This is a genomic window from Streptomyces sp. NPDC057950, from assembly GCF_042887295.1.
In the GTDB taxonomy this organism is placed as follows: domain Bacteria; phylum Actinomycetota; class Actinomycetes; order Streptomycetales; family Streptomycetaceae; genus Streptomyces; species Streptomyces kaempferi.
In genome coordinates, this window is sequence record NZ_JBHVPP010000009.1 from 115,286 (window position 1) to 139,104 (window position 23,819).

The 23,819-nt window shown below is 70.3% G+C and carries 20 protein-coding genes; 7 read left to right on the forward strand and 13 right to left on the reverse strand.

The genetic code is table 11. From position 1 onward, the window contains the following. Positions 1-77: 77 nt before the first annotated feature. The 4 genes from ACFVTC_RS16945 to ACFVTC_RS16960 are packed head-to-tail and all read left to right on the forward strand — an operon-like array spanning position 78 to position 4,132. Positions 78-848, forward strand: coding sequence for an ABC transporter ATP-binding protein (locus ACFVTC_RS16945; RefSeq protein ID WP_390127881.1), 771 nt, complete (start codon positions 78-80; stop codon positions 846-848). Then, positions 845-1,735 carry a branched-chain amino acid ABC transporter permease gene (locus tag ACFVTC_RS16950; protein ID WP_390127588.1) on the forward strand — a complete coding sequence of 297 codons (891 nt, stop codon included), beginning with the start codon at positions 845-847 and terminating at the stop codon, positions 1,733-1,735. The genes ACFVTC_RS16945 and ACFVTC_RS16950 overlap by 4 nt, the downstream gene beginning before the upstream one ends. Further along, a complete protein-coding gene (locus tag ACFVTC_RS16955; RefSeq protein WP_390127590.1) occupies positions 1,728-2,849 on the forward strand; it encodes a branched-chain amino acid ABC transporter permease in 1,122 nt (373 codons plus the stop codon). The genes ACFVTC_RS16950 and ACFVTC_RS16955 overlap by 8 nt, the downstream gene beginning before the upstream one ends. Before the next feature lie 2 nt (positions 2,850-2,851). Continuing rightward, on the forward strand, positions 2,852-4,132 hold the full coding sequence (locus ACFVTC_RS16960) for an ABC transporter substrate-binding protein (RefSeq protein WP_390127592.1): 1,281 nt from the start codon (positions 2,852-2,854) through the stop codon (positions 4,130-4,132). A gap of 69 nt (positions 4,133-4,201) precedes the next feature. On the opposite strand, the gene pssA is transcribed toward ACFVTC_RS16960, so the two are convergent. The 9 genes from pssA to ACFVTC_RS17005 all read right to left on the reverse strand — a co-directional run bounded on the left by pssA (position 4,202) and on the right by ACFVTC_RS17005 (position 15,461). Next, a complete protein-coding gene (gene pssA / locus ACFVTC_RS16965; protein WP_168534203.1) occupies positions 4,202-5,020 on the reverse strand; it encodes a CDP-diacylglycerol--serine O-phosphatidyltransferase in 819 nt (272 codons plus the stop codon). A 22-nt stretch (positions 5,021-5,042) separates the two neighbouring features. Further along, positions 5,043-5,699, reverse strand: a complete 657-nt coding sequence (locus tag ACFVTC_RS16970) for a phosphatidylserine decarboxylase (protein ID WP_390127593.1) — start codon at positions 5,697-5,699, stop codon at positions 5,043-5,045. A 180-nt stretch (positions 5,700-5,879) separates the two neighbouring features. Then, entirely contained in the window at positions 5,880-7,085 is a 1,206-nt protein-coding gene (locus ACFVTC_RS16975) for an acyl-CoA dehydrogenase family protein (RefSeq protein ID WP_390127595.1), read from the reverse strand. A gap of 2 nt (positions 7,086-7,087) precedes the next feature. After that, on the reverse strand, positions 7,088-7,615 hold the full coding sequence (locus ACFVTC_RS16980; protein ID WP_390127597.1) for a MaoC family dehydratase: 528 nt from the start codon (positions 7,613-7,615) through the stop codon (positions 7,088-7,090). Between the two features lie 5 nt (positions 7,616-7,620). Beyond that, positions 7,621-8,586, reverse strand: a complete 966-nt coding sequence (locus tag ACFVTC_RS16985) for a CoA ester lyase (RefSeq protein WP_153287845.1) — start codon at positions 8,584-8,586, stop codon at positions 7,621-7,623. Then, positions 8,583-10,616, reverse strand: a complete 2,034-nt coding sequence (locus ACFVTC_RS16990; RefSeq protein WP_390127599.1) for a protein meaA — start codon at positions 10,614-10,616, stop codon at positions 8,583-8,585. The genes ACFVTC_RS16985 and ACFVTC_RS16990 overlap by 4 nt, the downstream gene beginning before the upstream one ends. A gap of 9 nt (positions 10,617-10,625) precedes the next feature. After that, positions 10,626-11,963: a crotonyl-CoA carboxylase/reductase gene (ccrA, locus tag ACFVTC_RS16995; protein WP_390127601.1), complete on the reverse strand. Its 1,338-nt coding sequence runs from the start codon at positions 11,961-11,963 to the stop codon at positions 10,626-10,628. 743 nt (positions 11,964-12,706) lie between these two features. Next, positions 12,707-13,519: a TetR family transcriptional regulator gene (locus ACFVTC_RS17000; protein ID WP_248002140.1), complete on the reverse strand. Its 813-nt coding sequence runs from the start codon at positions 13,517-13,519 to the stop codon at positions 12,707-12,709. A gap of 136 nt (positions 13,520-13,655) precedes the next feature. Next, a complete protein-coding gene (locus tag ACFVTC_RS17005) occupies positions 13,656-15,461 on the reverse strand; it encodes a 3-hydroxyacyl-CoA dehydrogenase family protein (RefSeq protein WP_390127604.1) in 1,806 nt (601 codons plus the stop codon). 374 nt (positions 15,462-15,835) lie between these two features. Here ACFVTC_RS17005 and ACFVTC_RS17010 point away from each other — a divergent pair, with 374 nt between their 5' ends. After that, positions 15,836-16,405 carry an adenylosuccinate lyase gene (locus ACFVTC_RS17010; RefSeq protein WP_390127606.1) on the forward strand — a complete coding sequence of 190 codons (570 nt, stop codon included), beginning with the start codon at positions 15,836-15,838 and terminating at the stop codon, positions 16,403-16,405. Between the two features lie 91 nt (positions 16,406-16,496). Here the strand turns inward: ACFVTC_RS17010 and ACFVTC_RS17015 are convergent, their stop codons facing one another. The 4 genes from ACFVTC_RS17015 to ACFVTC_RS17030 form a co-directional block, all read right to left on the reverse strand. After that, positions 16,497-17,081 (reverse strand): GNAT family N-acetyltransferase, encoded by a 585-nt coding sequence (locus ACFVTC_RS17015; RefSeq protein WP_390127608.1) that lies wholly within the window; start codon positions 17,079-17,081, stop codon positions 16,497-16,499. Then, positions 17,078-17,476, reverse strand: a complete 399-nt coding sequence (locus ACFVTC_RS17020; RefSeq protein ID WP_390127610.1) for a RidA family protein — start codon at positions 17,474-17,476, stop codon at positions 17,078-17,080. The genes ACFVTC_RS17015 and ACFVTC_RS17020 overlap by 4 nt, the downstream gene beginning before the upstream one ends. 55 nt (positions 17,477-17,531) lie before the next feature. After that, positions 17,532-19,115: an alpha/beta hydrolase gene (locus ACFVTC_RS17025; protein ID WP_390127612.1), complete on the reverse strand. Its 1,584-nt coding sequence runs from the start codon at positions 19,113-19,115 to the stop codon at positions 17,532-17,534. A 222-nt stretch (positions 19,116-19,337) separates the two neighbouring features. After that, the gene (locus ACFVTC_RS17030; protein WP_390127614.1) at positions 19,338-20,384 is read right to left on the reverse strand and encodes an Rv2578c family radical SAM protein; all 1,047 of its coding nucleotides are present in this window, start codon (positions 20,382-20,384) and stop codon (positions 19,338-19,340) included. A gap of 346 nt (positions 20,385-20,730) precedes the next feature. On the opposite strand from ACFVTC_RS17030, the gene ACFVTC_RS17035 reads away from it, so the two are divergent. Further along, positions 20,731-21,174 (forward strand): SRPBCC family protein, encoded by a 444-nt coding sequence (locus ACFVTC_RS17035; RefSeq protein ID WP_390127616.1) that lies wholly within the window; start codon positions 20,731-20,733, stop codon positions 21,172-21,174. Positions 21,175-21,355: 181 nt separating this feature from the next. Continuing rightward, positions 21,356-23,752 (forward strand): MFS transporter, encoded by a 2,397-nt coding sequence (locus tag ACFVTC_RS17040; protein WP_390127618.1) that lies wholly within the window; start codon positions 21,356-21,358, stop codon positions 23,750-23,752. Positions 23,753-23,819 lie beyond the last annotated feature (67 nt).

A 23,819-nucleotide genomic window follows, 5' to 3' on the forward strand; every position in this document is an offset into this window, starting at 1 on the left:
TGGACAGACCCGAGACCGTGCCGACCGCCCCCGAAGCGCCCGGACTTGCCGCGGACTCCGCCGTCCCCCCGCTCCACATCGAGGAGTTGACGGTCCGGTTCGCCGGCCTGACCGCCCTGGACGCGGTGAGCCTCACCGTGCGCCCCGGCACCGTGCACGCCCTCATCGGACCCAACGGCGCCGGGAAGTCCACCTGTTTCAACGTCATGTCCGGTGTCTACCGGCCGGCGTCGGGAAGCGTCCGCTTCGGCGAACACGAACTGACCGGCCTGCCACCGCACCGCATCGCGGCCCTCGGTGTCGCCCGGATCTTCCAGAACCTCGCCCTGCCGCCGCGCGTCACGGTCGAGGACAGCCTGCTGCTCGGCCGGCACCGGCTGACCCGTACCGGATTCCTCGCCGCGGGGCTGCGGCTGCCCGCCGCCGCCCGCGAGGAACGCCGGCACCGTGAACGCGTCCGTGAGATCGCCGCGTTCGTCGGTCTGGAGCGGCAGCTCGGCCGGCCGGCCGGCTCGCTCCCGTACGGGCAGCAGAAGCTCGCCGAACTCGCCCGCGCCCTGTGCATGGAGCCACGGCTCCTGCTGCTGGACGAACCCGTCGCGGGCATGACCGCCGACGAGCGGCGCCGTACCGCCGAGGTCGTCGCGGGTGTCCGCGACAGCCTCGGCATCTCGATCGTGCTGGTGGAACACGACATGGGGGTGGTGATGCGGCTCGCGGACGCGGTGACCGTACTCGACTTCGGACGCCGGATCGCCGACGGCGCCCCCGCCGACGTACAGAACGACCCCGCGGTCGTCCGCGCCTATCTGGGCGAACGCCCCGACGCAGAGGAGACCGACCGATGAGCACGTTCGCCGAGCTCCTCCTCAACGGAGTCTCGCTGGGCTCCGTCTACGCCCTGATCGCCCTCGGCTTCGTCGTGATCTTCCGGGCCACCGAGGTCGTGAACTTCGCCCACGCCTCGCTGCTCCTCGCGGGCGGCTACATCACCGCGTCCCTGCACGACGACATCGGCTTCTGGCCCGCGCTGCTCGTCGGCATCGCGGGCGCCGCCCTGGTCGGTGCCGCCGTGGAGTTCCTGGTGATGCGCCGCTACCGCGGCTCCGACCAGAGTGTCCTCGCCATCGTCACCATCGGCGTCGACATCCTGCTCACCACGGAACTGACCCGCCGTATCGGCACGAACGTCCTGAGCCCCGGCGACCCGTGGGGAGACGCCGTGCTCACCATCGGGCCGGTCTCCCTCGCGCACACCAGGATCGCCGCGTTCGCCGCCGCGGCCCTGCTCATCACGGTGTTCCTGCTGGCCTTCCGCTACACGTCCTGGGGCGTGGCGATGCGCGCGGCCGCCGAGAGCCCCGAGACCGCGGCCCTGATGGGCGTGCGGCTGCGCCGGGTGTCGCTCGGGGCGTGGGCGGTCGCCGGGGCACTGGCGGCCGTCGCCGCGCTGTTCCTCACCGTCTTCCCGACGCCCGGCCTGGAACGCGCCACGTCCCTCGCCGCGCTCAAGGCGTTCCCCGCGGCGATCCTCGGCGGCCTCGACTCGACGACGGGCGCGCTGGTGGGCGGCCTGCTCGTCGGCATCACCGAGTCCCTCGCCACCGGCTACCAGAGCGACCTCAGCTTCCTCGGGCGCGGTCTCGGGGACCTCGCGCCCTACGTGGTGATGGTCGCGATCCTGCTCATCCGGCCCGCCGGGCTGTTCGGCACGAAGGAGCTCGCCCGTGTCTGAGGTCCTCGCCCGCGAAGAGACGGCCGGCGAGCCGCGGCCCACGCGCCGCCGCGTCCGGTGGCTGCCGCACGGCCGCGTGTACGTCCGGGCCGGATGCGCCGTCCTGCTGCTCGGCCTGCCCTTCTACCTCGAACGCTTCTGGCTCCAGGCGGGCCTGTTCGCGATGGCCGCGGCGATCGGCGCGATCGGCATCAACCTGCTGACCGGCGCGACCGGACAGCTCTCCATGGGCCACGCCTTCTTCCTCGCGGTCGGCGCGTACGGCTACTGCGTGTTCGCCGCCGACGGGAGCGACGGGCTCACCGGTCTGGGTCTGCCGACCTGGCTCGCCGCCGTGCTCGCGGTCGCCGTCGCCGGGGTCGCCGGGGGCCTCTTCAGCCCGATCGCCGGCCGGCTGCGCGGGGCCTACCTCGGCATCGCCACCCTCGCGCTGATCTTCATCGGCCAGCACGTGCTGTTCAACGCGCGCGATCTCACCGGGGGCTTCAACGGCCGCGACGTACCGCCGCTGAGCCTGTTCGGTCTCACCTTCGACGACCGGGAGACGGTCATCGCCGACGTTCCCTTCGGCTCCGCCGAGAAGCTCTGGTACGTGGGACTCCTGCTGCTCCTCGCGGGGGCGCTCTTCGCCCGCGGGGTGCTGCGCGGCCGTCCCGGCCGGGCCCTGAACGCGATCCGCGACCACCGGATCGCGGCCGGCGTGATCGGAGTCCCCGTCGCCCGGTTCCGCGCCGGGGTCTTCGTCCTGTCCTCGATGTACGCCGGCCTGGCGGGGGTGCTGCTCGCGCTGGTCTTCCAGCGCACGGTGCCCGACTACTTCGGGATCACGCTCTCGCTCGACTATCTCGCCATGATCGTCATCGGCGGCCTCGGTTCGGTCGCCGGGGCGGTGGTGGGGGCGGCCTTCGTCTCCCTGCTGCCCCAGCTGCTGACGCACTACAGCGACGCCCTGCCCCTGGTCTCGGACCCGGGAACCGGCGGCATCGCACCGGGCGAGGCGGCCCGGTACCTGTACGGCGCCGCCGTCGTGGCGGCGGTGCTCTTCCTGCCCGGCGGCCTGGTCAGTGTGGCCGCCCGGCGTCGCGGCAGGCCCAACCCAGGGGAGGAAAGATGACCATGAGCATGGTACGGAGGCCGGGGGCACCCGCGGCGAAGGCGGTCGCGGGCGCGCTCGCGGTGCTGCTCGTGCTGGCCGGGTGCAGTTCCAAGGTCAAGGACGACAAGGGGAGCGACAAGGAGGCGGCGGGTGGCGTCAAGACCGGTGAGGGCGTCTCCGGGAAGACCATCGCGCTCGGCGTGCTCACCGACATGACGGGCGTCTACGCGACCCTCGGCAAGAGTGTCACGCAGGCCCAGCAGCTCTATGTGAAGCAGACCAACGCGGCCGGCGGTGTGTGCGGCTACCGGTTGGCGCTCACGGTCCGCGACCACGGCTACGACCCGCAGAAGGCGGTCTCCGGCTACACCGAGCTGGAGCCGAAGGTCCTCGGGTTCACCCAGTTCATCGGCTCGCCGTTCGTGGCCGCCGTCAAGCAGCGCGTGGACGGCCGGGACAAGGGCCTGGTGCTGCCCCAGGCATGGTCGGGCAACCTGCTCGGCAGCCCGTACATCCGGGTCATCGGGTCCACGTACGACATCGAGACGATCAACGCCCTCGACTTCCTGATGAAGGAGAAGGGACTGAAGAAGGGTGACAAGGTCGGCCACGTGTACTTCGAGGGCGACTACGGCGAGAACGCCCTGGCCGGTTCGAAGTACATGGCGAAGCAGTCCGGGCTCACCATCGTCGAGCAGAAGATCAAACCGACCGACAACGACATGACCGGCCAGGTCGCCGCGCTGAAGCAGGCCGGGGTGAAGGCGATCGTGATCAGCGCGGGCCCGCGCCAGGCCGCCTCGCTCGTCGGGGTCGCGGCGGCGGGCAGGTTCGACGTGCCGATCATCGGGAACAACTCGGCCTTCGCGCCGCAGCTGCTCGCCACCCAGGCGGGCCCCGCCCTGATGAGGAACTACTACGTCGCCTCGCCCTCGCTGCCCATCGGCGCGGACACCCCGCAGGCCAAGAAGCTCGTCGAGGACTACAAGGCGGCCTATCCGAAGGACTCGCTGGACAACGGCGTGGTGGCCGGCTGGACCGCCGCTCTCGCCTTCGGTGAGGCCCTCAAGAAGGCGTGTGCCGGCAAGGACCTCACCCGGGAGGGCGTGGACAAGGCGCTGCTGACGATCAACGCCTTCGACCCGGGCTTCGGCATCACCCAGGACTTCACCGACCCGAAGGCCCCGTCCTCCAAGGAGAGCGTCATCCTGCAACCGGACAAGAGCGCCGTGGGCGGGATGAAGGTCGTCCGGCAGGCCGCCGCCTCGGCCGTGGCCGAGGGCTACACACTGGGCGGCTGACCGCGCCCGCCTACGCCGAAGGGCCCCGAACCGGATGGTTCGGGGCCCTTCGGCCTCGTACAGCGGGGGCTACGGCAGCTGTGCCGCTCGCGCCTCACGCCGGTTGTCGCGGAAGTTGTTCACCCTGCGGGCCGTGGCGAAGAGGGGAATCACCGCACCGAGGACCAGCTGGAGCGCACACCCGGTCTGGAGGAGCAGCTGCCCGCCCGGAGCGTCGAAGGCCCAGGCCGCCAGCATGCCCATGCTCAGGACGATCCAGGAGAGCATCGCCACCGCGAGACGTCCCCGCGGCTTCGGATACTCGACCCGGCTCACCATGAGCCACGCGGTCCCGATGATCGCCATGAGCGTGGCGACGAAGGGAAGCTCCAGCAGCACGATCGAGACCACCGTCAGCGCGCCGAACGGCGACGGCATGCCCTGGAACGTGCCGTCCTTGACCGTCACGCAGGAGAAGCGCGCCAGCCGCAGCACGACCGCCAGCAGCACCACGATCGCGCCGACCGCGGCCACTCTCTGGTGCGCGTCGTCCGCGACCATGCCGTAGACCAGCACGAAGTAGGCCGGAGCGAGGCCGAAGCTGATCAGGTCCGACAGGTTGTCGAGTTCCGCGCCCATGGGGGAGGAGCGCAGTTTTCTCGCCACCAGGCCGTCGAACAGGTCGAAGACCGCGGCGCAGAGCATCAGGATGACGGCCGTGGCGGCGCTGTGCCGCGCCATGCCCGACTCCTGGCTGCCGGTGAGGTGCGGGATCAGGATGCCGGTGGTGGTGAAGTACACCGCCATGAAGCCGCACGTGGCGTTGCCGAGGGTGAGGGTGTCCGCTATCGAGAGGCGAAGGGAGAGGGGCATCTCCTCCTCGTCGTCCACCTCGTCGGCCTCCGGCACCCAGCCGGCCTGAGTCTCAGGATCAATCACGGTCAATTCGAGTCACCCCAGCCACGGTCTTCTGACCGACTTCCACATCGACCTCGACACCCTCGGGGAGGTAGATGTCGACGCGCGAGCCGAAACGGATCAGGCCGATCCGGTCGCCCTGCTCGACCTTCGTGCCCCGGGGTACATAAGGAACGATACGGCGGGCGACGGCGCCGGCGATCTGGATCATCTCGATGTCGCCGAGCTCGGTGTCGAAGTGCCAGACGACCCGCTCGTTGTTCTCGCTCTCCTTGTTGAACGCCGGAACGAACCCGCCCGGGATGTGCTCGACCGAGGTCACCGTGCCGGAGAGCGGCGCGCGGTTGACATGGACGTTGAGCGGACTCATGAAGATCGCGACGCGGGTACGCCCGTCCTTCCACGGCATGATGCTCTGCACCACACCGTCGGCGGGCGAGATGACGCGGCCCTGGGCGATCTCGCGCTCCGGGTCGCGGAAGAACCACAGCATGCCCGCCGCGAGCGCGGTGGCGGGTACGGCCACGGCCTTCGCGACGCCGGAGCGGCGCGAGCGGGCGAGGCTGAGGGCTGCGGTGGCGACGGTCGGGAGGAGCCACGGCGATGCTCCGCGCGCGAGGCGTACGCCGACCAGGCTGTCGCGAGGTGCAGAGGTTTGGCTGTGGGGCATGGATGACCTTCGTAGCGGATGATGCCGCGCTGGAACGGGGGACGGCGGCTTTCCCGGGATCGTACCGGTCGTGGGCCACAACTGGGCAAGCCAGGAAGCCGAGTCGGCGGCCGAAGAGTGTTGACGGGGTGTGATCTTCTTCTCGAAGAAAACACCCCGAACCAGGACATCCAACCCCGGCTAGCCCTGGAGTCGATACTCTTCGAGCAGTCGGCGCCCGATGATCATTTTCTGGATTTCGGCGGTACCTTCACCGATCAGCAGCATCGGTGCCTCACGGTAGAGGCGCTCGATCTCGTACTCCTTGGAGAAGCCGTAGCCGCCGTGGATCCGGAAGGCGTCCTCGACGACTTCTTTGCAGTATTCGGACGCGAGGTACTTCGCCATCCCCGCTTCGAGGTCGTTTCGTTCCCCGGAGTCCTTTTTGCGTGCCGCGTTCACCATCATCGCATGGGCGGCCTCGACCTTGGTGGCCATCTCGGCCAGCTTGAACTGGATGGCCTGATGCTGCGCGATCGGCTTGCCGAAAGTGTGACGCTGCTGGGCATACGAGACACCGAGTTCGAAGGCACGCTGAGCGACGCCGCAGCCACGGGCCGCCACGTTCACGCGGCCGACCTCCACTCCGTCCATCATTTGGTAAAACCCTCGGCCGGTGGCGCCGCCGAGCACCCGATTGGCCGGAACGCGCAATCCGTCCATGATGAGCTCGGTGGTGTCGACACCCTTGTAGCCCATCTTGTCGATCTTCCCGGGGATCGTGAGGCCGGGGCGGACCTCGCCGAAGCCGGGCTCCTTCTCGACCAGGAAGGTCGTCATCGACTTGTGCGGCGCCGTGCCCTCGGGGTGACCCTCGTCGCTGCGCACGAGCACGGCCACCAGGGTCGACGAGCCGCCGTTCGTCAGCCACATCTTCTGACCGTTCAGGACGTACTCGTCGCCGTCCCGGACCGCCTTGGACGAGATCGCCGACACGTCCGAGCCGAGCGCCGGCTCCGACATCGAGAACGCGCCACGCACCTCGCCCTGCGCCATCCGGGGCAGGAAGTGGTCCTTCTGCTCCTGGGTGCCGTGCTGCTTGATCATGTACGCCACGATGAAGTGCGTGTTGATGATGCCGGACACCGACATCCAGCCGCGGGCGATCTCCTCCACGCAGAGCGCGTACGTGAGGAGCGACTCGCCCAGCCCCCCGTACTCCTCGGGGATCATCAGGCCGAACAGGCCCAGTTCCTTCAGGCCGTCGACGATCTGCTGGGGGTACTCGTCGCGGTGCTCCAGCTCGGTGGCGACCGGGATGATCTCCTTGTCCACGAAGTCGCGGACCGTGGAGAGGATCTCCTGCTGGACGTCGGTCAGACCGGCGGTCTGGGCGAGTCGCGCCATGGCTACTTCTCCGTCTTCTTCTCCGCGGGTGCGGTCGGCTCGGGGCGGCCGGGCTGCTCGCCGCCGCGCTCCTTGATGTACGTCTCGGTGGGGACCATCACCTTGCGGCGGAACACGCAGACCAGCGTGCCGTCCTGCTTGTAGCCCCTGGTCTCGACATGGACGATCCCGCGGTCGTTCTTGCTCCGGGAGGGCGTCTTGTCGAGGACGGTCGTCTCGCCGTACAGGGTGTCGCCGTGGAAGGTCGGCGCCACGTGCTTGAGCGACTCGATCTCCAGGTTCGCGATGGCCTTCCCGGACACGTCGGGGACCGACATGCCGAGCAGCAGCGAGTAGATGTAGTTGCCGACGACGACGTTCCGGCCGAAGTCGGTCGTCCTCTCCGCATAGTTCGAGTCCATGTGGAGGGGGTGGTGGTTCATGGTCAGGAGGCAGAAGAGGTGGTCGTCGTACTCGGTGACCGTCTTGCCGGGCCAGTGCTTGTAGACCGCGCCGACCTCGAACTCTTCGTACGTACGTCCGAACTGCATGGTGCTCAGGCCTCCGGAGCTTCGAACTTGCTGGTGCGCCGCATGCCGGCCGCCCGGCCCTTGCCGGAGATCACCAGTGCCATCTTGCGGCTGGCCTCGTCGATCATCTCGTCACCGAGCATCGCGGAGCCCTTCTTGCCGCCCGCCTCGGACGTGTAGTACTCGTACGCGTCGAGAATCAGCTCGGCGTGGTCGAAGTCCTCCTGCGAGGGCGAGAAGATCTCGTTGGCCGCGGCGACCTGGTCCGGGTGCAGCACCCACTTGCCGTCGAAACCGAGGGCGGCGGCGCGCCCGGCGACCTCGCGGTAGCCCTCCTGGTTGCGGATCTGCAGGTAGGGGCCGTCGATCGCCTGGAGGTCGTGCGTCCGCGCGGCCATCAGGATGCGCATCAGGATGTAGTGGTACGCGTCCGCCGGGTACCCCGGCGGCTGCTCGCCGACGACGAGCGACTTCATGTTGATCGACGCCATGAAGTCGGCCGGGCCGAAGATGATGGTCTCCACGCGCGGCGAGGCGGCGGCGATCTCGTCGACGTTCACCAGGCCCTTCGCGTTCTCGATCTGCGCCTCGATGCCGATCTTCCCGACCTCGAAGCCCATCGTCTTCTCGATCTGGGTCAGCAGCAGGTCGAGGGCCACCACCTGCTGCGCGTCCTGGACCTTCGGCAGCATGATGCAGTCGAGGTTCTGGCCCGCGCCCTCGACGACCGTGACGACATCGCGGTACGTCCAGTGCGTCGTCCAGTCGTTCACCCGTACGACCCGCGTCTTGCCGGTCCAGTCGCCCTCGTTGAGGAACTTCACGATGGTGTGCCGCGCGTCGGGCTTGGCCAGCGGGGCGCAGGCGTCCTCCAGGTCCAGGAAGACCTGGTCCGCGGGGAGGCCCTGGGCCTTCTCCAGGAAGCGCGGGTTCGAGCCGGGCACCGCCAGGCAGGATCGCCGCGGACGAAGGCGGTTGACGGGCGTGGTCATGCGGGGACCTCCAGGGGGTCGAGCTTGTTCGCTTTCCGGATCTCGTCGACGATACGGCCGATGATTCCCGTGATGTCGAAGTCCTTCGGGGTGAAGACCGCGGCCACTCCGGCGGCTCGCAGCTGTTCGGCGTCGGCGTTCGGGATGATCCCGCCGGCGATCACCGGGATGTCGCCCGCGCCTGCCTCGCGCAGCCGTTCCAGCACGTCCGGCACCAGTTGGGCGTGCGAGCCGGACAGGATGGACAGGCCGACGGCGTGCACGTCCTCGGCGATCGAGGCGTCCACGATCTGCTCGGGCGTCAGCCTTATGCCCTGGTAGACCACCTCGAACCCGGCGTCGCGGGCCCGTACGGCGATCTGCTCGGCGCCGTTGGAGTGACCGTCCAGACCCGGCTTGCCCACCAGGAACCGGAGCTTGCCCACACCGAGGTCGCGGGCGGTCTCCTCGACCCGGTGGCGCACCAGTGCCATCGCGGTGCCCTCCTCGGCGGTGACCGCCACGGGCGCCGAGGAGACGCCGGTCGGTGCGCGGAACTCGCCGAAGACCTCGCGCAGGGCCTCGGACCACTCGCCGGTCGTGACCCCGGCGCGGGCGCACTCCAGGGTGGCCTCCATGAGGTTGTCGGTGCCCTTGGCCGCCTCCTTCAGCCGCTCCAGCGCCTTGCAGGGGCGCGGGTGGTTGAACGGCGGCTGGTAGCGGGTGTCGCGCCACTGCTGGAGCGCGGTGACGACACGGGCCTCGACGGCCGGGTCGACCGTCTGGATCGCCGCGTCCAGGTCGGCGGTCAGCGGGTTGGGCTCCGTCGACTCGTAGATGTTGACGCCGACGATCTTCTCGGCGCCGCCCTCGATCCGGGCCCGGCGCTCGGCGTGCGAGGAGACCAGCTGCGACTTGAGATAGCCGGACTCGACGGCGGCCATCGCCCCGCCCATCTCGTCGATCCGGTCCATCTCGGTGAGCGACTCCTGAACCAGGGAAGCCACCTTGGCCTCGATGACGTGCGAGCCCTCGAAGATGTCCTCGTACTCCAGCAGGTCGCTCTCGTGGGCGAGTACCTGCTGGATGCGCAGCGACCACTGCTGGTCCCAGGGCCGGGGCAGGCCCAGCGCCTCGTTCCACGCGGGAAGCTGCACGGCACGCGCGCGTGCGTCCTTCGAGAGCGTCACGGCCAGCATCTCCAGCACGATCCGCTGGACGTTGTTCTCCGGCTGGGCCTCCGTCAGCCCGAGGGAGTTGACCTGGACGCCGTAGCGGAAGCGGCGCTGCTTGGGGTCCTGGATGCCGTACCGCTCGCGCGTGACCTCGTCCCAGATGCGGTTGAACGCGCGCATCTTGCACATCTCCTCGATGAACCGGACTCCCGCGTTCACGAAGAAGGAGATACGGGCGACGACGTCACCGAACTTCTCCGGAGGCACCTGCCCCGAATCGCGGACGGCGTCCAGCACCGCGATGGCCGTCGACATCGCGTACGCGATCTCCTGGACCGGCGTCGCACCGGCCTCCTGGAGGTGGTACGAGCAGATGTTGATCGGGTTCCACTTGGGGATGTGGGAGACCGTGTAGGCGATCATGTCCGTCGTCAGGCGGAGCGAGGGCACCGGCGGGAAGACGTGGGTCCCCCGCGAGAGGTACTCCTTCACGATGTCGTTCTGTGTCGTCCCCTGGAGCGTGGTGATGTCCACACCCTGCTCCTCGGCGACGACCTGATAGAGCGCCAGCAGCCACATGGCGGTGGCGTTGATGGTCATCGAGGTGTTCATCTGGTCCAGGGGGATGTCCTGGAACAGCCGGCGCATGTCACCGAGGTGCGAGACCGGAACCCCGACCCGGCCGACCTCGCCGCGGGCGAGGACGTGGTCGGGGTCGTAGCCGGTCTGCGTCGGCAGGTCGAACGCGACCGACAGGCCGGTCTGGCCCTTGGCGAGGTTGCGCCGGTACAACTCGTTGGACGCCTCGGCCGTGGAGTGACCGGCGTACGTGCGCATGAGCCACGGCCGGTCCTTCTGACGCTGACGCTCTGTCATCTGGTGACCTCAGACGTTCCGGAAGCGGTTGATGGCGTCGATGTGCTGCGCGCGCTTCTCCTCGTCGCGCACACCTAGGCCCTCACGGGGCGCCAGGGTGAGCACACCGACCTTGCCCTGGTGCAGGTTGCGGTGCACGTCGTAGGCGGCCTGCCCGGTGTCCTCCAGGGAGTAGACCTTGGAGAGCGTGGGGTGGATCTTGCCCTTGGCCACGAGCCGGTTGGCCTCCCATGCCTCGCGGTAGTTCGCGAAGTGCGAGCCGATGATCCGCTTCAGTGACATCCACAGGTAGCGGTTGTCGTACTCGTGCATGTAGCCCGAGGTCGAGGCGCAGGTGGTGATGGTGCCGCCCTTGCGGGTGACGTAGACGCTCGCGCCGAAGGTCTCGCGGCCGGGGTGCTCGAAGACGATGTCGATGTCCTCGCCCCCGGTGAACTCGCGGATGCGCTTGCCGAAGCGCTTCCACTCCTTCGGGTCCTGGGTGGACTCGTCCTTCCAGAACCGGTAGCCCTCGGCGTTGCGGTCGATGATCGCCTCGGCGCCCATCGAGCGGCAGATGTCGGCCTTCTGCTCGCTGCTGACGACGCAGATGGGGTTGGCGCCGCCGGCGAGCGCGAACTGGGTGGCGTACGAGCCGAGTCCGCCGCTCGCGCCCCAGATGAGCACGTTGTCGCCCTGCTTCATGCCGGCGCCGTTGCGGGAGACCAGCTGCCGGTAGGCGGTGGAGTTCACCAGGCCGGGAGCGGCGGCCTCCTCCCAGCTCAGGTGGTCGGGCTTCGGCATGAGCTGGTTGGACTTGACGAGGGCGATCTCGGCGAGGCCGCCGAAGTTGGTCTCGAAGCCCCAGATGCGCTGCTCGGGATCGAGCATCGTGTCGTTGTGGCCGTCCGAGGACTCCAGCTCGACCGAGAGACAGTGCGCGACGACCTCGTCGCCGGGCTTCCAGGAGTTCACGCCGGGGCCGGTGCGCAGGACGACGCCCGCGAGGTCCGAACCGATGACGTGGTACGGCAGGTCGTGGCGCTTGCTGAGGTCGCTGAGCCGGCCGTAGCGCTCCAGGAAGCTGAAGGTCGACACCGGCTCGAAGATCGAGGTCCACACGGAGTTGTAGTTGACCGAGGAGGCCATGACGGCCACCAGGGCCTCGCCCGGCCCGAGCTCCGGCACCGGCACGTCGTCCAGGTGGATCGACTTGCGGGGGTCCTTGTCGCGGGTGCTGAGCCCGGCGAACATCTCCGTCTCGTCCTTGTGCACGGTGATGGCACGGTAGGACTCGGGGAGCGGAAGAGCGGCGAAGTCGGCGGACGTGGAGTCCGGCGACTGGATCGCGTCCAGGATTTCCTTCACGGTGTTGCCTCCGGCGATACGCGTCCGAGGGGAGACGCTGAGGGTTACGTCGGTACTGCTGCTGAGGTGAGGGGTGTGCCGTCGGTTCGGCGGAGGTGGTGCTGTGGCAGCGCTTTGTCGGCGCGGGAGGGTGCCTGTGACGCAGGCGTCCGGGCGCGCTCACCAGTGGTGTGCGGGGACAGCCGGCGTACGAGGGATCTCTGCACGCCGGCCGCCCGGACAACATCAACGTATGGCACACCGTGCCACCTGGCAAGGCACGGAGTGCCATGAGTTGCGCTCAGGTGAAATCTTTACGCAACACGTGAGCGATGATCGATCAGGCCACTCGATGATCGATCAAAACCCCTGTTCGGAGGGGGTGTGGCCGGTTCTCGCACGGGAACGGGGGGCGCGGCGGGGTGGCGGTGAGGTGGCCGGCGGATGGCCCGGCCAAGCCGGATGGTGACCTGTCGGGTACGGAGAGTGTCGCCCCGGGGCCCGGAGTGCCACGCGGGTGAGGGAGTTTCCGCGGCGGCGAGCGGCCCGGACACCCGCTCCGGCGCTCCGCCGATCGAGTGACGGTGGCGGAGGCGGTGCGGGGTGCGGTGCGGGGTGCGGACGCCGCGGGGCGCGGCGCGCGACGTCACGGACCTCGGAGCACCGGACGCGGTCGGAGTCGACCACTGGAGGGGCGGGGAAAGGGCCGCCCCCGGAAGGGCGGGGACCCGCCTCTTCCACGGGTTCCGCTGGTTCCGCGAACCCTACGGGCGGTCGCGCAGTGCCTGCTCGATCGTTCGCATCACCTGGTCGAGCGGGGCGTCGACCCGGGCCACGGTCACCAGGACGTCCCCCTCCGTGAAGGAGGACGCGGGCGCCGTGCGCGGCGCGGCGTCCCGCCCGGCACCGATCCCGGTCCCGAACGTCCTGCGGACGATGGAGAAGGCGTGGTCGAGCTGGGCCTCGACGTCTCCCTGGCCGCCGGCCCGCAGCCAGCGCCGCAGGACGTGGTTGTGGGCCGTGACCACGGCGGACGCGGCGACCTCCGCGAGCAGCGGATCGTCGTTGGCGTCGTCGTCATGGGCGTGCTCGTCGAAGTGGCCGAGGAGGTAGCGGGTGAAGAGCCGCTCGTACCGGGCCACGGAGGCGATCTCGGCCTCCCGCAGCGTGGGCACCTCACGGGTCAGTTTGTAACGCGAGACGGAGATCTCGGGCTGGGCCGCGTACATCTTCATGACTTCCTTGATGCCGCGGCACACCGTGTCGAGCGGGTGCTCGTGCGCGGGTGCCGCGTCGAGGACCGCCTCGGCGCGGATCAAGGTGTCGTCGTGGTCGGGGAAGATCGCCTCTTCCTTCGAACGGAAGTGGCGGAAGAAGGTGCGGCGGGCGACCCCGGCCCGGGCCGCGATCTCGTCGACGGTGGTCGCCTCGTACCCCTTGGTCGCGAACAGCTCCATGGCCGAGGCCGCCAGTTCCCGTCGCATCTTGAGCCGTTGCGCGGCGGCGCGACTGCCCGCGGCACTCTCCGGTGCGTCGGGCGTGGCCGGTGTACGTGAGGACTTGGCGGGCTGGGACATGACCCGAACGTACTGCATCTGCGCAGGAGAACGTGCAAGTCCGGGGATCCCCCCACCCTCCACGGGCGGGGGGTTTCCGGTCGGGTCGAGCAGTCCGCCCCAGTCGGCGCTGTCCACGGACCGGTCGCCGGGACGCTCAGCGGCGGGCATATTCGCGGAAGCCGCGCCCCGTCTTGCGGCCGAGGCAGCCCGCGGCCACCAGATGCTCCAGGAGCGGCGCCGGGGCGAGGCCCGGGTCGCGGAACTCCCGGTGCAGCACCTTCTCGATGGCCAGGGAGACGTCCAGACCCACCACGTCCAGGAGTTCGAAGGGCCCCATCGGGTACCCGCCGCCCAGCTTCATCGCGGCGTCGATGTCGTCGAGCGTCGCGTAGTGCTCCTGGACCATCTTGATCGCGTTGTTCAGGTACGGGAAGAGCAGCGCGTTCACGATGAATCCGGCGCGGTCGCCGCAGTCCACCGGGTGCTTGCGGATCTTCTCGCACAGCTCGCGGACCGTGCCGTGCACATCGTCCGCGGTCAGGACGGTCCGCACCACCTCGACCAGCTTCATCGCCGGGGCCGGGTTGAAGAAGTGCATGCCGATCACGTCCTGCGGGCGTGAGGTGGCGCGGGCGCAGGCGACGACGGGCAGCGAGGAGGTGGTGGTCGCGAGGATCGCGCCGGGCTTGCAGACCTTGTCGAACACCGCGAAGAGCTGCTGCTTGACCTCCAGGTCCTCGGCCACCGCCTCCAGGGCGAGATCGACCTCGGCGAAGGAGTCGTACGAACCCGCCGGCGTGATCAGGTCCAGGGTGCTCGCGGCGGCCTCGGCGGTCATCCGGCCCTTGTCGACCGACCGTGCCAGCGACTTGCCGATCCGGGCCTTGGCGGCCTGTGCCTTCTCCTCGCTGCGGGCGGCAAGGACGACCTCGTACCCGGCCTTCGCGAAGACCTCGGCGATGCCGGACGCCATCGTTCCGGAGCCCGCGACGCCGACCGAGCGCACCGTACGGCCAGGGGTGGCGGGGCCGCCGGAGAGCGGTGTCAGCGCGTCCCGCACGACGCTCGCGCTGCCGGGGGCCTCGTAGGAGTAGAAACCGCGCCCCGACTTCCGTCCGGTCAGGCCCGCCTCGCTGAGCTGCTTGAGGATGGGCGCGGGTGCGTGCAGCCGGTCGCGGGACTCGGTGTACATGGCCTCGAGGACCGTACGGGCCGTGTCGACGCCGATCAGGTCGAGCAGGGCGAGCGGCCCCATGGGCAGGCCGCAGCCGAGCTTCATGGCGGCGTCGATGTCCTCGCGGGAGGCGTACTTCGCCTCGTACATCGCGGCCGCCTGGTTCAGGTAGCCGAACAGCAGTCCGTCGGCGACGAAGCCGGGGCGGTCGCCGACCGCGACGGGCTCCTTGCCGAGGTCGAGGGCCAGGTTGGTGACGGCGCTGACGGCCGCGGGCGCGGTCAGTACCGACGAGACGACCTCGACGAGCTTCATCGCGGGCGCCGGATTGAAGAAGTGCAGGCCGAGAACGCGCTCGGGGTGGGCCGAGTCGGCGGCCAGACGCGTCACGGAGAGGGCGTTGGTGCCGGTGGCCAGGATGGCGTCCGTGCGCACGATGCCGTCCAGCGCGCGGAAGACCTGCTGCTTGATGTCGTACGACTCCGGGGTCACCTCGATGACCAGGTCGGCGTCGGCCGCCGCGGTGAGGTCGGTGGAGGTGCGGAAGCGGCCGAGGATGTCCTCGCGCTCCTGCCCGGTGAGGCGTTCGCGCCGCACGGCGCGGGCGGTGGAGGCTTCGAGCGCGGTGACGGCCTGGACGGCCGCTGCCTCGCTGATGTCGATGCCGACGACGTCGCGGCCGGCCCGGGCGAGCACCTCGGCGATGCCGGTGCCCATGGTGCCGAGGCCGACGACGGCGACGGTCTTGAGAGGGGACAGAGGGATGTCGGACTGGGGAGCGGCCATCGCGGGACTCCAGATGAGGGTGACGACTGAGGAGCGCACACGGGTGCGCCGAGGAGCGCACGGGGTGCGGAGCATTGCGGGTGTTTCCGGGCTGACGAGCGCACACGCCCGGTGCCGTCCGGGCCGGAAAGCCCGCGAGGGCGTACCCGGTGAACGGTGAAGCCGACCGGCTCTGTCCCGGAGCCATGTCGTACTGCGGTGCCTGAAGCACCGAACCGACTGCTCTCACGGCGGCTGCGTCACCAGGCCGCCCTGAGGAAAACGCGAGTGGGTGACTCGCTCGTCTGAGCTTAACCCGCCGGTAACGAGCGCGCCAGCCCCTGAGTTCGTGATGTAGGTCCCCACGTCCCGCAGCCGCATCTAGGCTCGGCGGCATGGACGAGGAGTTGCGATCACTCACGGAGCGTTTACGGATCGAGGCGGGGGCCTCGCCCGCGTACGACCCACTCGTGGCGACCGAGGACCTCCACGTACTGGCCGCGGCGCTCACCGAACCAGGGCAACCGCTGTGGGCGCGGGAGCTGGCGGCCTTCCGGCTCGGGATCGCCGGTGACGGGCGGGCCTTCGAGGCGCTCGTCCTGCTGCTCAACCACCGCGAGCCACGGCGCTGCGCGTCCGCGGCCTACGCCCTCGCGCGGCTCGGCGATCCGCGTACGGCCCGTGCGGCGGCCGCGCTGGCCACCAACGAACTGCGCGTCGCCTACGCGCTGCATCCGGTGCGGCTGCTGGTCGAGCTGCGCGCTCCCGAGGCCGTACCCGCGCTGATCACCACGCTGCGGCGCAGGCTGCGCCCGCACGATCCGTACCGCGCCGTCGCCCTCGCCTGCGTGCAGGGGCTGGGCGCGCTGGGCGACGTCCGCGCGGGACCCGTACTGAACGACGCGCTCGCGCATCCCGTTCTCGCCGAGGAGGCGGTGCGCGCGCTGGCGCGGCTGCCGGAGTGACGCCTGCCCGGCCGCCCCTGCCGACCGCCGCGCGCCCCTGCGTGACTCCGGCGGAGCCGCTTTCCGGCGGGCCCCGCCGGGGAGCCCCGGGTCAGACCGTGGAAGCCGCGGTGCCGGCGCCGGCGTCCGCCGGGGTCGGCGGAGGGACACGGGTACCGGTGAGATCTCGGACGTAGCGGACCTCGGGCACCTCGACACCTCCCGCCTCGAACGGCTCCTCGGTGCCGTCGGGGCCGAATCCGGCGTGCTCGTAGAACCCGCGCGCCCCCGTGTTCCCCTTGACCACCCACAGCAGCATCCGCTCGTACCCGGCGGCGGCACAGCGCTCGGCCGCCTCCCGCAGCAGCGCGCGCCCGATCCCGGCCCCCGTCCGGTCGGGGTCGACGTAGATCGCGTACAACTCGACGTCCGTGGCGCGGACTTCGCCGTCCCGGTAGGGGCCGTGACAGGCCCAGCCGACCACCTCGCCCGCCTGTTCCGCGACCAGGTTCACCACCGCGCCGCCGCCCTGCCCGAAGTGCCGGCGCCGCCGCGCCGCGTCCTCCCGGGTGCTGAGCGCGTCGAGGTACGGCTGGGGCATCAGGCCCCTGTACGCGGCCCGCCAGCCGAGGACGCGGATCTCCGACACCCGGTCGCAGTCCGCGAGGGTCATCGCCCGGACCCGGAGGCCGCTCATCCGCCGAGCACCGCGTACGCCTCGATCTCCATCAGGAAATCGGGGCCGACCAGGGCCGCGACCTGGACCGCGGAGGCGGCGGGCAGACGGTCCGCGGGTATGTGCGCGTCCCGGGCGGCGCGGATGGCCGGCATATGGGCCATGTCCGTGACGAAGAAGGTGAGTTTGACGACGTCGTCGAAGGTCGCGCCCGCGGCGGCCAGGCAGCGGCGCAGGTTCTCGAAGACCTGGTGGGCCTGCGCCGCCGGGTCGCCCTCGCCGACGAGCCTGCCGTCCTCGTCCAGGGCGAGCTGTCCCGAGACCGCCACGAGGCGGCCCGTGCCGAGGACGACATGTGAGTACGCGGCGGCGGGGGCGACTCCGTCGGGGGCGGAAATACGGGTCAGTTCACTCATGCGTCCATGGTGGACCACGGGTGTGACAACGCCCCCGACGGGCGTGCGGGTGTGCTCAGCCGCGGGGGCCGAGCAGCCCGTGCAGGGTCGCACCCTGTGCGGTGGCGGAGGTCGCCCGGGTGCTCAGCGGCTCCGGGTCGGGCAGCTTCTCGCAGACCGCGTCGGCCTCACCGCTCCCGCGCGGCACCTTGCCGTCGGTCAGATACGTCGCCAGGTACTTGTCCAGGCAGGCGTTCCCGCTCAGCGTGATGCCGTGGTTGCCGCCGCCCTGCTCGACCACCAGGCTGGAGCCGAGCAGCTGGTGATGGACCGTCACACCACCCTGGTAAGGGGTGGCCGCGTCGTCGGTCGCCTGGAAGACCAGGGCAGGCGGCAGCACCGTGTTGGAGATGTCCACCGGCCGCAGCGTGCTCGTCGGCCAGAACGCGCACGGCGCGTTGTACCAGGCGTTGTTCCAGACCATGAAGGGCGCCTTGGCGTAGGCGGCCCAGTTGTCCTTGCGCCACTGGTTCCAGTCGCGCGGCCAGGACACGTCACGGCACTGCACCGCGGTGTAGATGCTGTAACCGTTGCCGTCCGAGGCGTCCTTGGAGCCGATCTTCTTGTACGCCGCGAGGAGCGGGGTCGTGTCCTTCTTGTTCGTGTACGCCGCGAAGGCCTCGGCGAGACGGGGCCAGTAGCCGTTGTAGTAGCCGCCCGGGATGAAGGTGTCCTCCAGTTCGGAGGCGCCCACCTTCTTGTCGGCGGGCTTCTGGGCGAGCGCCGTGCGCATCGCGTACCACTTGGCCTCGACCCCGGCCGGGTCGGTGCCGAGCCGGTACGTCGCGTCGTGCTTGGCGACCCAGGCCAGGAAGGCCAGATGGCGGTCGTTGAAGGCGTAGTCCTGCCCGATGTTGTCCTCGTACCAGACGCCGGTGGGGTCGACGACGGAGTCGAGCACCAGCCGGCGTACGCGCTGCGGGTAGAGCTTGGCGTATACGGCGCCCAGGTAGGTGCCGTAGGAGTACCCGAAGTAGTTGATCTTCTTGGCGCCGAGTGCGCCGCGGATCGAGTCCATGTCGCGGACCGCGCTGATGGTGTCGATGTACGGCAGCAGGCTCGCGTACTTCTCTCCGCACCCCTTCGCGAAGGACCGGGCGCGGTCGAGGTTGGCCCTCTCGATCGCGGGGGTGCTGGGCACGGTGTCCGGCCGGACCGGGTCGAAGTGGCCGGGCCTGCAGTCCAGCGCGGGCCGGCTCGCGCCCACGCCGCGCGGGTCGAAGCCGATGACGTCGTACTGCGCCGCCACCGCCTTGGGCAGCGTGGAGGCGACGAATCCGGCCATCGTGATCCCGCTGCCGCCGGGGCCGCCGGGGTTCACCAGGAGCGGTCCCTGATACTTCTTCGCGGTGTGCGGGACGCGTGAGAGCGCCAGCGTGATGAGCCGGCCGTCCGGCTTCGAGTGGTCCAGCGGTACCTTCACGGACGCGCACTGGAGCGCCGGATAGGTGTGGGTGCCGCACTTCTTCCAGGTGAGCTCGGCGGTCGGGACGGTGCGCGGTGCGGCCGCGGAGCCGGCGCTCGCGCCGGCGGGGATCGAGGTGATCATCCCGGCCACCACGGCGGCGGCCCCGCACAGAGCAGCTGCGCGTTTCTTCACAACGCCTCCCAGGACGGAGGATTTTGAGCCGTGCACGCCACGGCCTTCGCCGCATCGTCCCGGGGTGGGGGTCCGTAAGAACCCGTTCTGGCAAGACTTGACCCGATTGGGTCGCGGGATGCGCTCGGATGACGTCACAGAGGTTTCGGACGACGCGGCGCCGATGGGCGGGAGTTCGAACGCCAGTGCCTGGGCGGGCGACGCTCGGCCGCCGCGGCACGTTCAGAGCAGCGTGAGCTGTGTCGGTTCGGGCGCGGCCGGTTCGGCCGCGGCGGCCCCGGGTGCGGCGATCCTGCGCGGCGCGCCCCCGTGCGCGGGACCGATGCCGTACTCCTGGGCGAGCTCGTGGACCTGACGGGTGATCCGGCGCTGGTACCACTTGGGAGCGTACGCCCCCTCCGCGTACAGCCGCTCGTAACGGCGTACGAGAAAAGGGTGGTGGCGCTCCAGCCAGGCCATGAACCACTCGCGGGCGCCGGGCCGCAGATGCAGCACCAGCGGGGTCACGGAGGTGGCTCCCGAGGCCGCGATCGCGCGCACGGTGGCACGCAGTTGGGCCGGGTGGTCGCCGAGGAAGGGGATCACGGGGGCCATCAGGACCCCGCAGTCGATGCCGTGGTCCGTCAGGGTGCGGACGACGTCCAGGCGGCGTTCGGGCGCCGGGGTGCCCGGTTCCACGGTGCGCCACAGCTCGGTGTCGGTGAAGCCCACCGAGACGGAGATGCCGACGTCGGTGACCTCGGATGCCTGCTTCAGGAGGTCGAGGTCGCGCAGGATCAGGGTGCCCTTCGTCAGGATCGAGAAGGGGTTCGCGTGGTCGCGCAGGGCGGCGATGATGCCCGGCATCAGCCGGTAACGGCCCTCGGCCCGCTGGTAGCAGTCGACGTTGGTGCCCATCGCGATGTGCTCGCCGTGCCAGCGGTGGGAGCCCAGGTGGCGGCGGAGCAGGTCCGGCGCGTTGACCTTGACCACGATCTGGGAGTCGAAGTCGAGGCCCGTGTCGAGGTCCAGATAGCTGTGCGTCCTGCGCGCGAAGCAGTAAACACACGCGTGCGTGCAGCCCCGATAGGGGTTGACCGTCCATTCGAAGGGCATGCGGGAGGCCCCCGGCACCCGGTTCACGATCGAGCGGGCCCGGATCTCGTGGAACGTGACGCCGCGGAACTCCGGGGTGTCGAACGTGCGGGTGATCACCGCGTCCGCGCCGAACAGCACGGCGTTTCGGGCGCGGTCCCCGGCGGGGTCCGCTGTGAGGTTCTCCCAGCGCATGAGGCCTCCTCGGTAGCACTGACCAGAGAATAGAACACATGTTCCCTTGATCGTGCGACCGGGTTTCCCGGGCCCCGCGGCGGGCCCCCTCCGCACCCCCGCGGTGAACCCCCTCCGCACCCCCGCGGACCCCCTCCGCACCCCCGCGGCGGGCCCCCTCCGCACCCCGCGGCGTGTCCTCCCGCGCCCTCGCCGTGAACCCCTTCCGAGCCCGCGCCGCGAACCCCTTCCGCGCCCCGGTCGCAAGCCCCTCCCGCGCCCCGCGAGGACCCCGATTTGAGGGGGTGACCCGCGTGGTGGTTGGCTTGCCGCACACCCCGAGTCACCAAGTGCTGGAGGAAGTGCCATGGCGCAGGTCGAGGCCACGACGGAGCGGGTCATCGCGGCGGACGCGGAGGCGGTGTTCGACGCCCTGGCCGACTACACCGGCACCCGAGCGAAACTGCTGCCCGAACACTTCAGCGAGTACGAGGTGCGTGAGGGCGGCGACGGCGAGGGCACCCTCGTCCACTGGAAGCTCCAGGCCACCAGCAAGCGCGTACGCGACTGCCTGCTCGAGGTCACCGAGCCGACCGACGGCGAGCTCGTCGAGAAGGACCGCAACTCCTCCATGGTCACCACCTGGCGGGTCACCCCGGCCGGCGAGGGCAAGTCGCGGGTTGTCGTCAGCACCGTCTGGAACGGCGCGGGCGGCATCGGCGGCTTCTTCGAGAAGGCCTTCGCCCCCAAGGGCCTCGGCCGGATCTACGACCTGGTGCTCGAGAAGCTCGCCACCGAGACGGAGAAGTAACCCCGAGGGGGCTTTCGGCGCCCCGCGCCCCCAAGAGGCAACCCTCCAGGGCGCGTTGCCGCCCTCACCGGTTCGAGTGCATCTCCTCGCGACGCGACGGTACGCCGTAACTCGTCGCGCTTGCTCGCAGTTGTCGCGATAAGCGGGAATTGTGCAGTGGGTGCGACGAGGGGAACGGACCGTGGGCGGCATCACTCTGGTACAGGACGAACCGGCTGCCGCACCCCCGCAGCCCGCCGTTGCGGAGGTGGTCGGCTCCACCGGCCCCGACCGGCTGGGTCCGCGCCAGGTACGGCTCGTCTTCCTCGGGCTCATGCTCGCGCTGCTGCTCGCCGCACTGGACCAGATGATCGTCGCCACCGCGCTCCCGAAGATCGTCGGTGAGCTGCACGGCCTGGACAGGATGTCCTGGGCGATCACCGCCTATCTGCTCACCTCCACCATCGGACTCCCGGTCTACGGCAAGGTCGGCGACCTCTTCGGCCGCAAGGGCGTCTTCCAGTTCGCGATCGCGACCTTCGTGATCGGCTCGGCACTCGCCGGACGCGCGCAGACCATGGACCAGCTGATCGCCTTCCGGGCGGTCCAGGGCGTCGGCGCGGGTGGCCTCATGATCGGCGTACAGGCGATCATCGCGGACATCGTGCCGCCCCGGGAACGCGGCCGCTTCATGGGCCTGATCGGCGCCGCGTTCGGTCTCGCCTCGGTCGCCGGGCCCCTGCTGGGCGGCTACTTCACCGACCACCTCTCCTGGCGCTGGTGCTTCTACGTCAACGTGCCCTTCGGCCTGCTCACGCTGGCCGTCGTCACCGTCGTCCTGAAACTGCCGAAGCCCGCCCGCCGGGGGCGTGTCGACGTGCTCGGGGTCCTGCTGCTCGCCGCCGCCTCGACGTGCCTCGTCCTGCTGACCAGTTGGGGCGGTACGGAGTACGCCTGGGGGTCCCGGGTGATCCTCGGGCTCGGCGCGGGCGCCCTGGCCGCGGCCGTCCTGTTCTTCGTCGTCGAGCGCTTCGCCGCCGAACCCCTGATCCCGCCCAGGCTGTTCAGGGACGGTGTCTTCAACGTCAGCGCGCTGGTGGGCCTGGTGGTCGGCGTCGCCCTCTTCGGCGCCGCCAGCTATCTGCCGACCTTCCTTCAGATGGTCGACGGGGCCAGCGCCACCGAGTCCGGACTGCTCATGCTCCCGATGATGGGCGGCATCGTCGGAGCCTCGGTCGTCTCCGGCCAGCTCATCAGCCGCACTGGCCGCTACAAGATCTATCCGGTGCTCGGCGGTGCCCTGTCGGTGCTCGGCATGTGGCTGCTCTCCCGGCTGGAGGTCGACACCTCGCGGCCGGCCTACAGCGTCTACATGGCCATCCTCGGCGCCGGCATCGGGCTGGTGATGCCCGTGCTGGTCCTGGCCGTCCAGAACTCCGTGCGCCCCGCCGACCTCGGGACCGCGACCAGCGCCAACAACTACTTCCGGCAGATCGGCGGCAGCGTCGGCGCCGCGATCTTCGGCACGCTGTTCGCCCGCCGGCTCGCGGACGCGCTCGCCGAACGCGTCCCGGCACGGGCCGGCACCGCCCTCCCGGACCCCGAGTCGCTGACCCCGCAACTCGTCCACGCGATGCCCGCACCGCTGCGCGACGCGTACATCGCGGCCTACGCGGACGCCATGCCGCGGATCTTCCTCTACCTCGTGCCGGTGCTCGTCCTCGGCCTGTTCATCGCCTTCTTCCTCAAGGAGAAACCGCTGGTGTCCCACAACGCCCCCGCCGCCGACACCGATTCCGTGCCCCTCACCCAGGTCCCCCCGGCCCGCACCACGTACGCCGCCGGGATCCCCGTCTGCGGAACCGTGCAGCACCCCGACGGAACCGTCGTGCCACGCGCAGCGCTCACCCTCATCGACATCGCCGGACAGCAGATCGGGCGAGGCGCCAGCGGTGAGGACGGGCGGTACGCGCTGTCCACGCCCGGATCGGGGTCGTACGTCCTGATCGCCGCGGCCGGGGGACACCAGCCGCAGGCCGTCTCCGTGACGATCGGTGAGCGTCCCGTGGAACTGGACGTCGTGCTCGGCGGCGCCGGCCGCCTCGCCGGGAGCGTGCTGACCGCGGACGGCACCCCGGTGCGCGACGCGACCGTCACGCTGACCAACGTCCACGGCGAAGTGGTGGCCACCACCCGCAGCGGGCGCGAAGGAGGCTATGTCATCACGGAGTTGGTGGCGGGCGAGTACACCCTCGCCGGGAGCGCGCCCGCGTTCCGGCCGGCCGCGCTCCCCGTCAGTGTGCAGGCGTCCCGCGAGACCCGTCAGGACGTCGAACTCGCCGGTGGCGCCGTCCTGCGCGGCACCGTACGGGCGGGCGGCGGACGGCCCGTGGAGGACGCGCGCGTGACGCTCCTGGACGCCGCGGGCAACGTCGTGGACACCCTCACCACCGGCGCCGACGGCACGTTCCGCTTCGTCGACCTGTCCTCCGGCGAGTACACCGTCATCGCGGCCGGCTACCCGCCGGTGGCCACGGTGCTCCAAGTGGCCGGTGGGGGCCGCACGGAGCGCGATCTGCAGCTCGGCCACGAGGACTGACCCGGACTGACCCGGACCGACCCGGACCGACCCGGACCGACCGGGGCCACCTGCCGCACCGCGGACG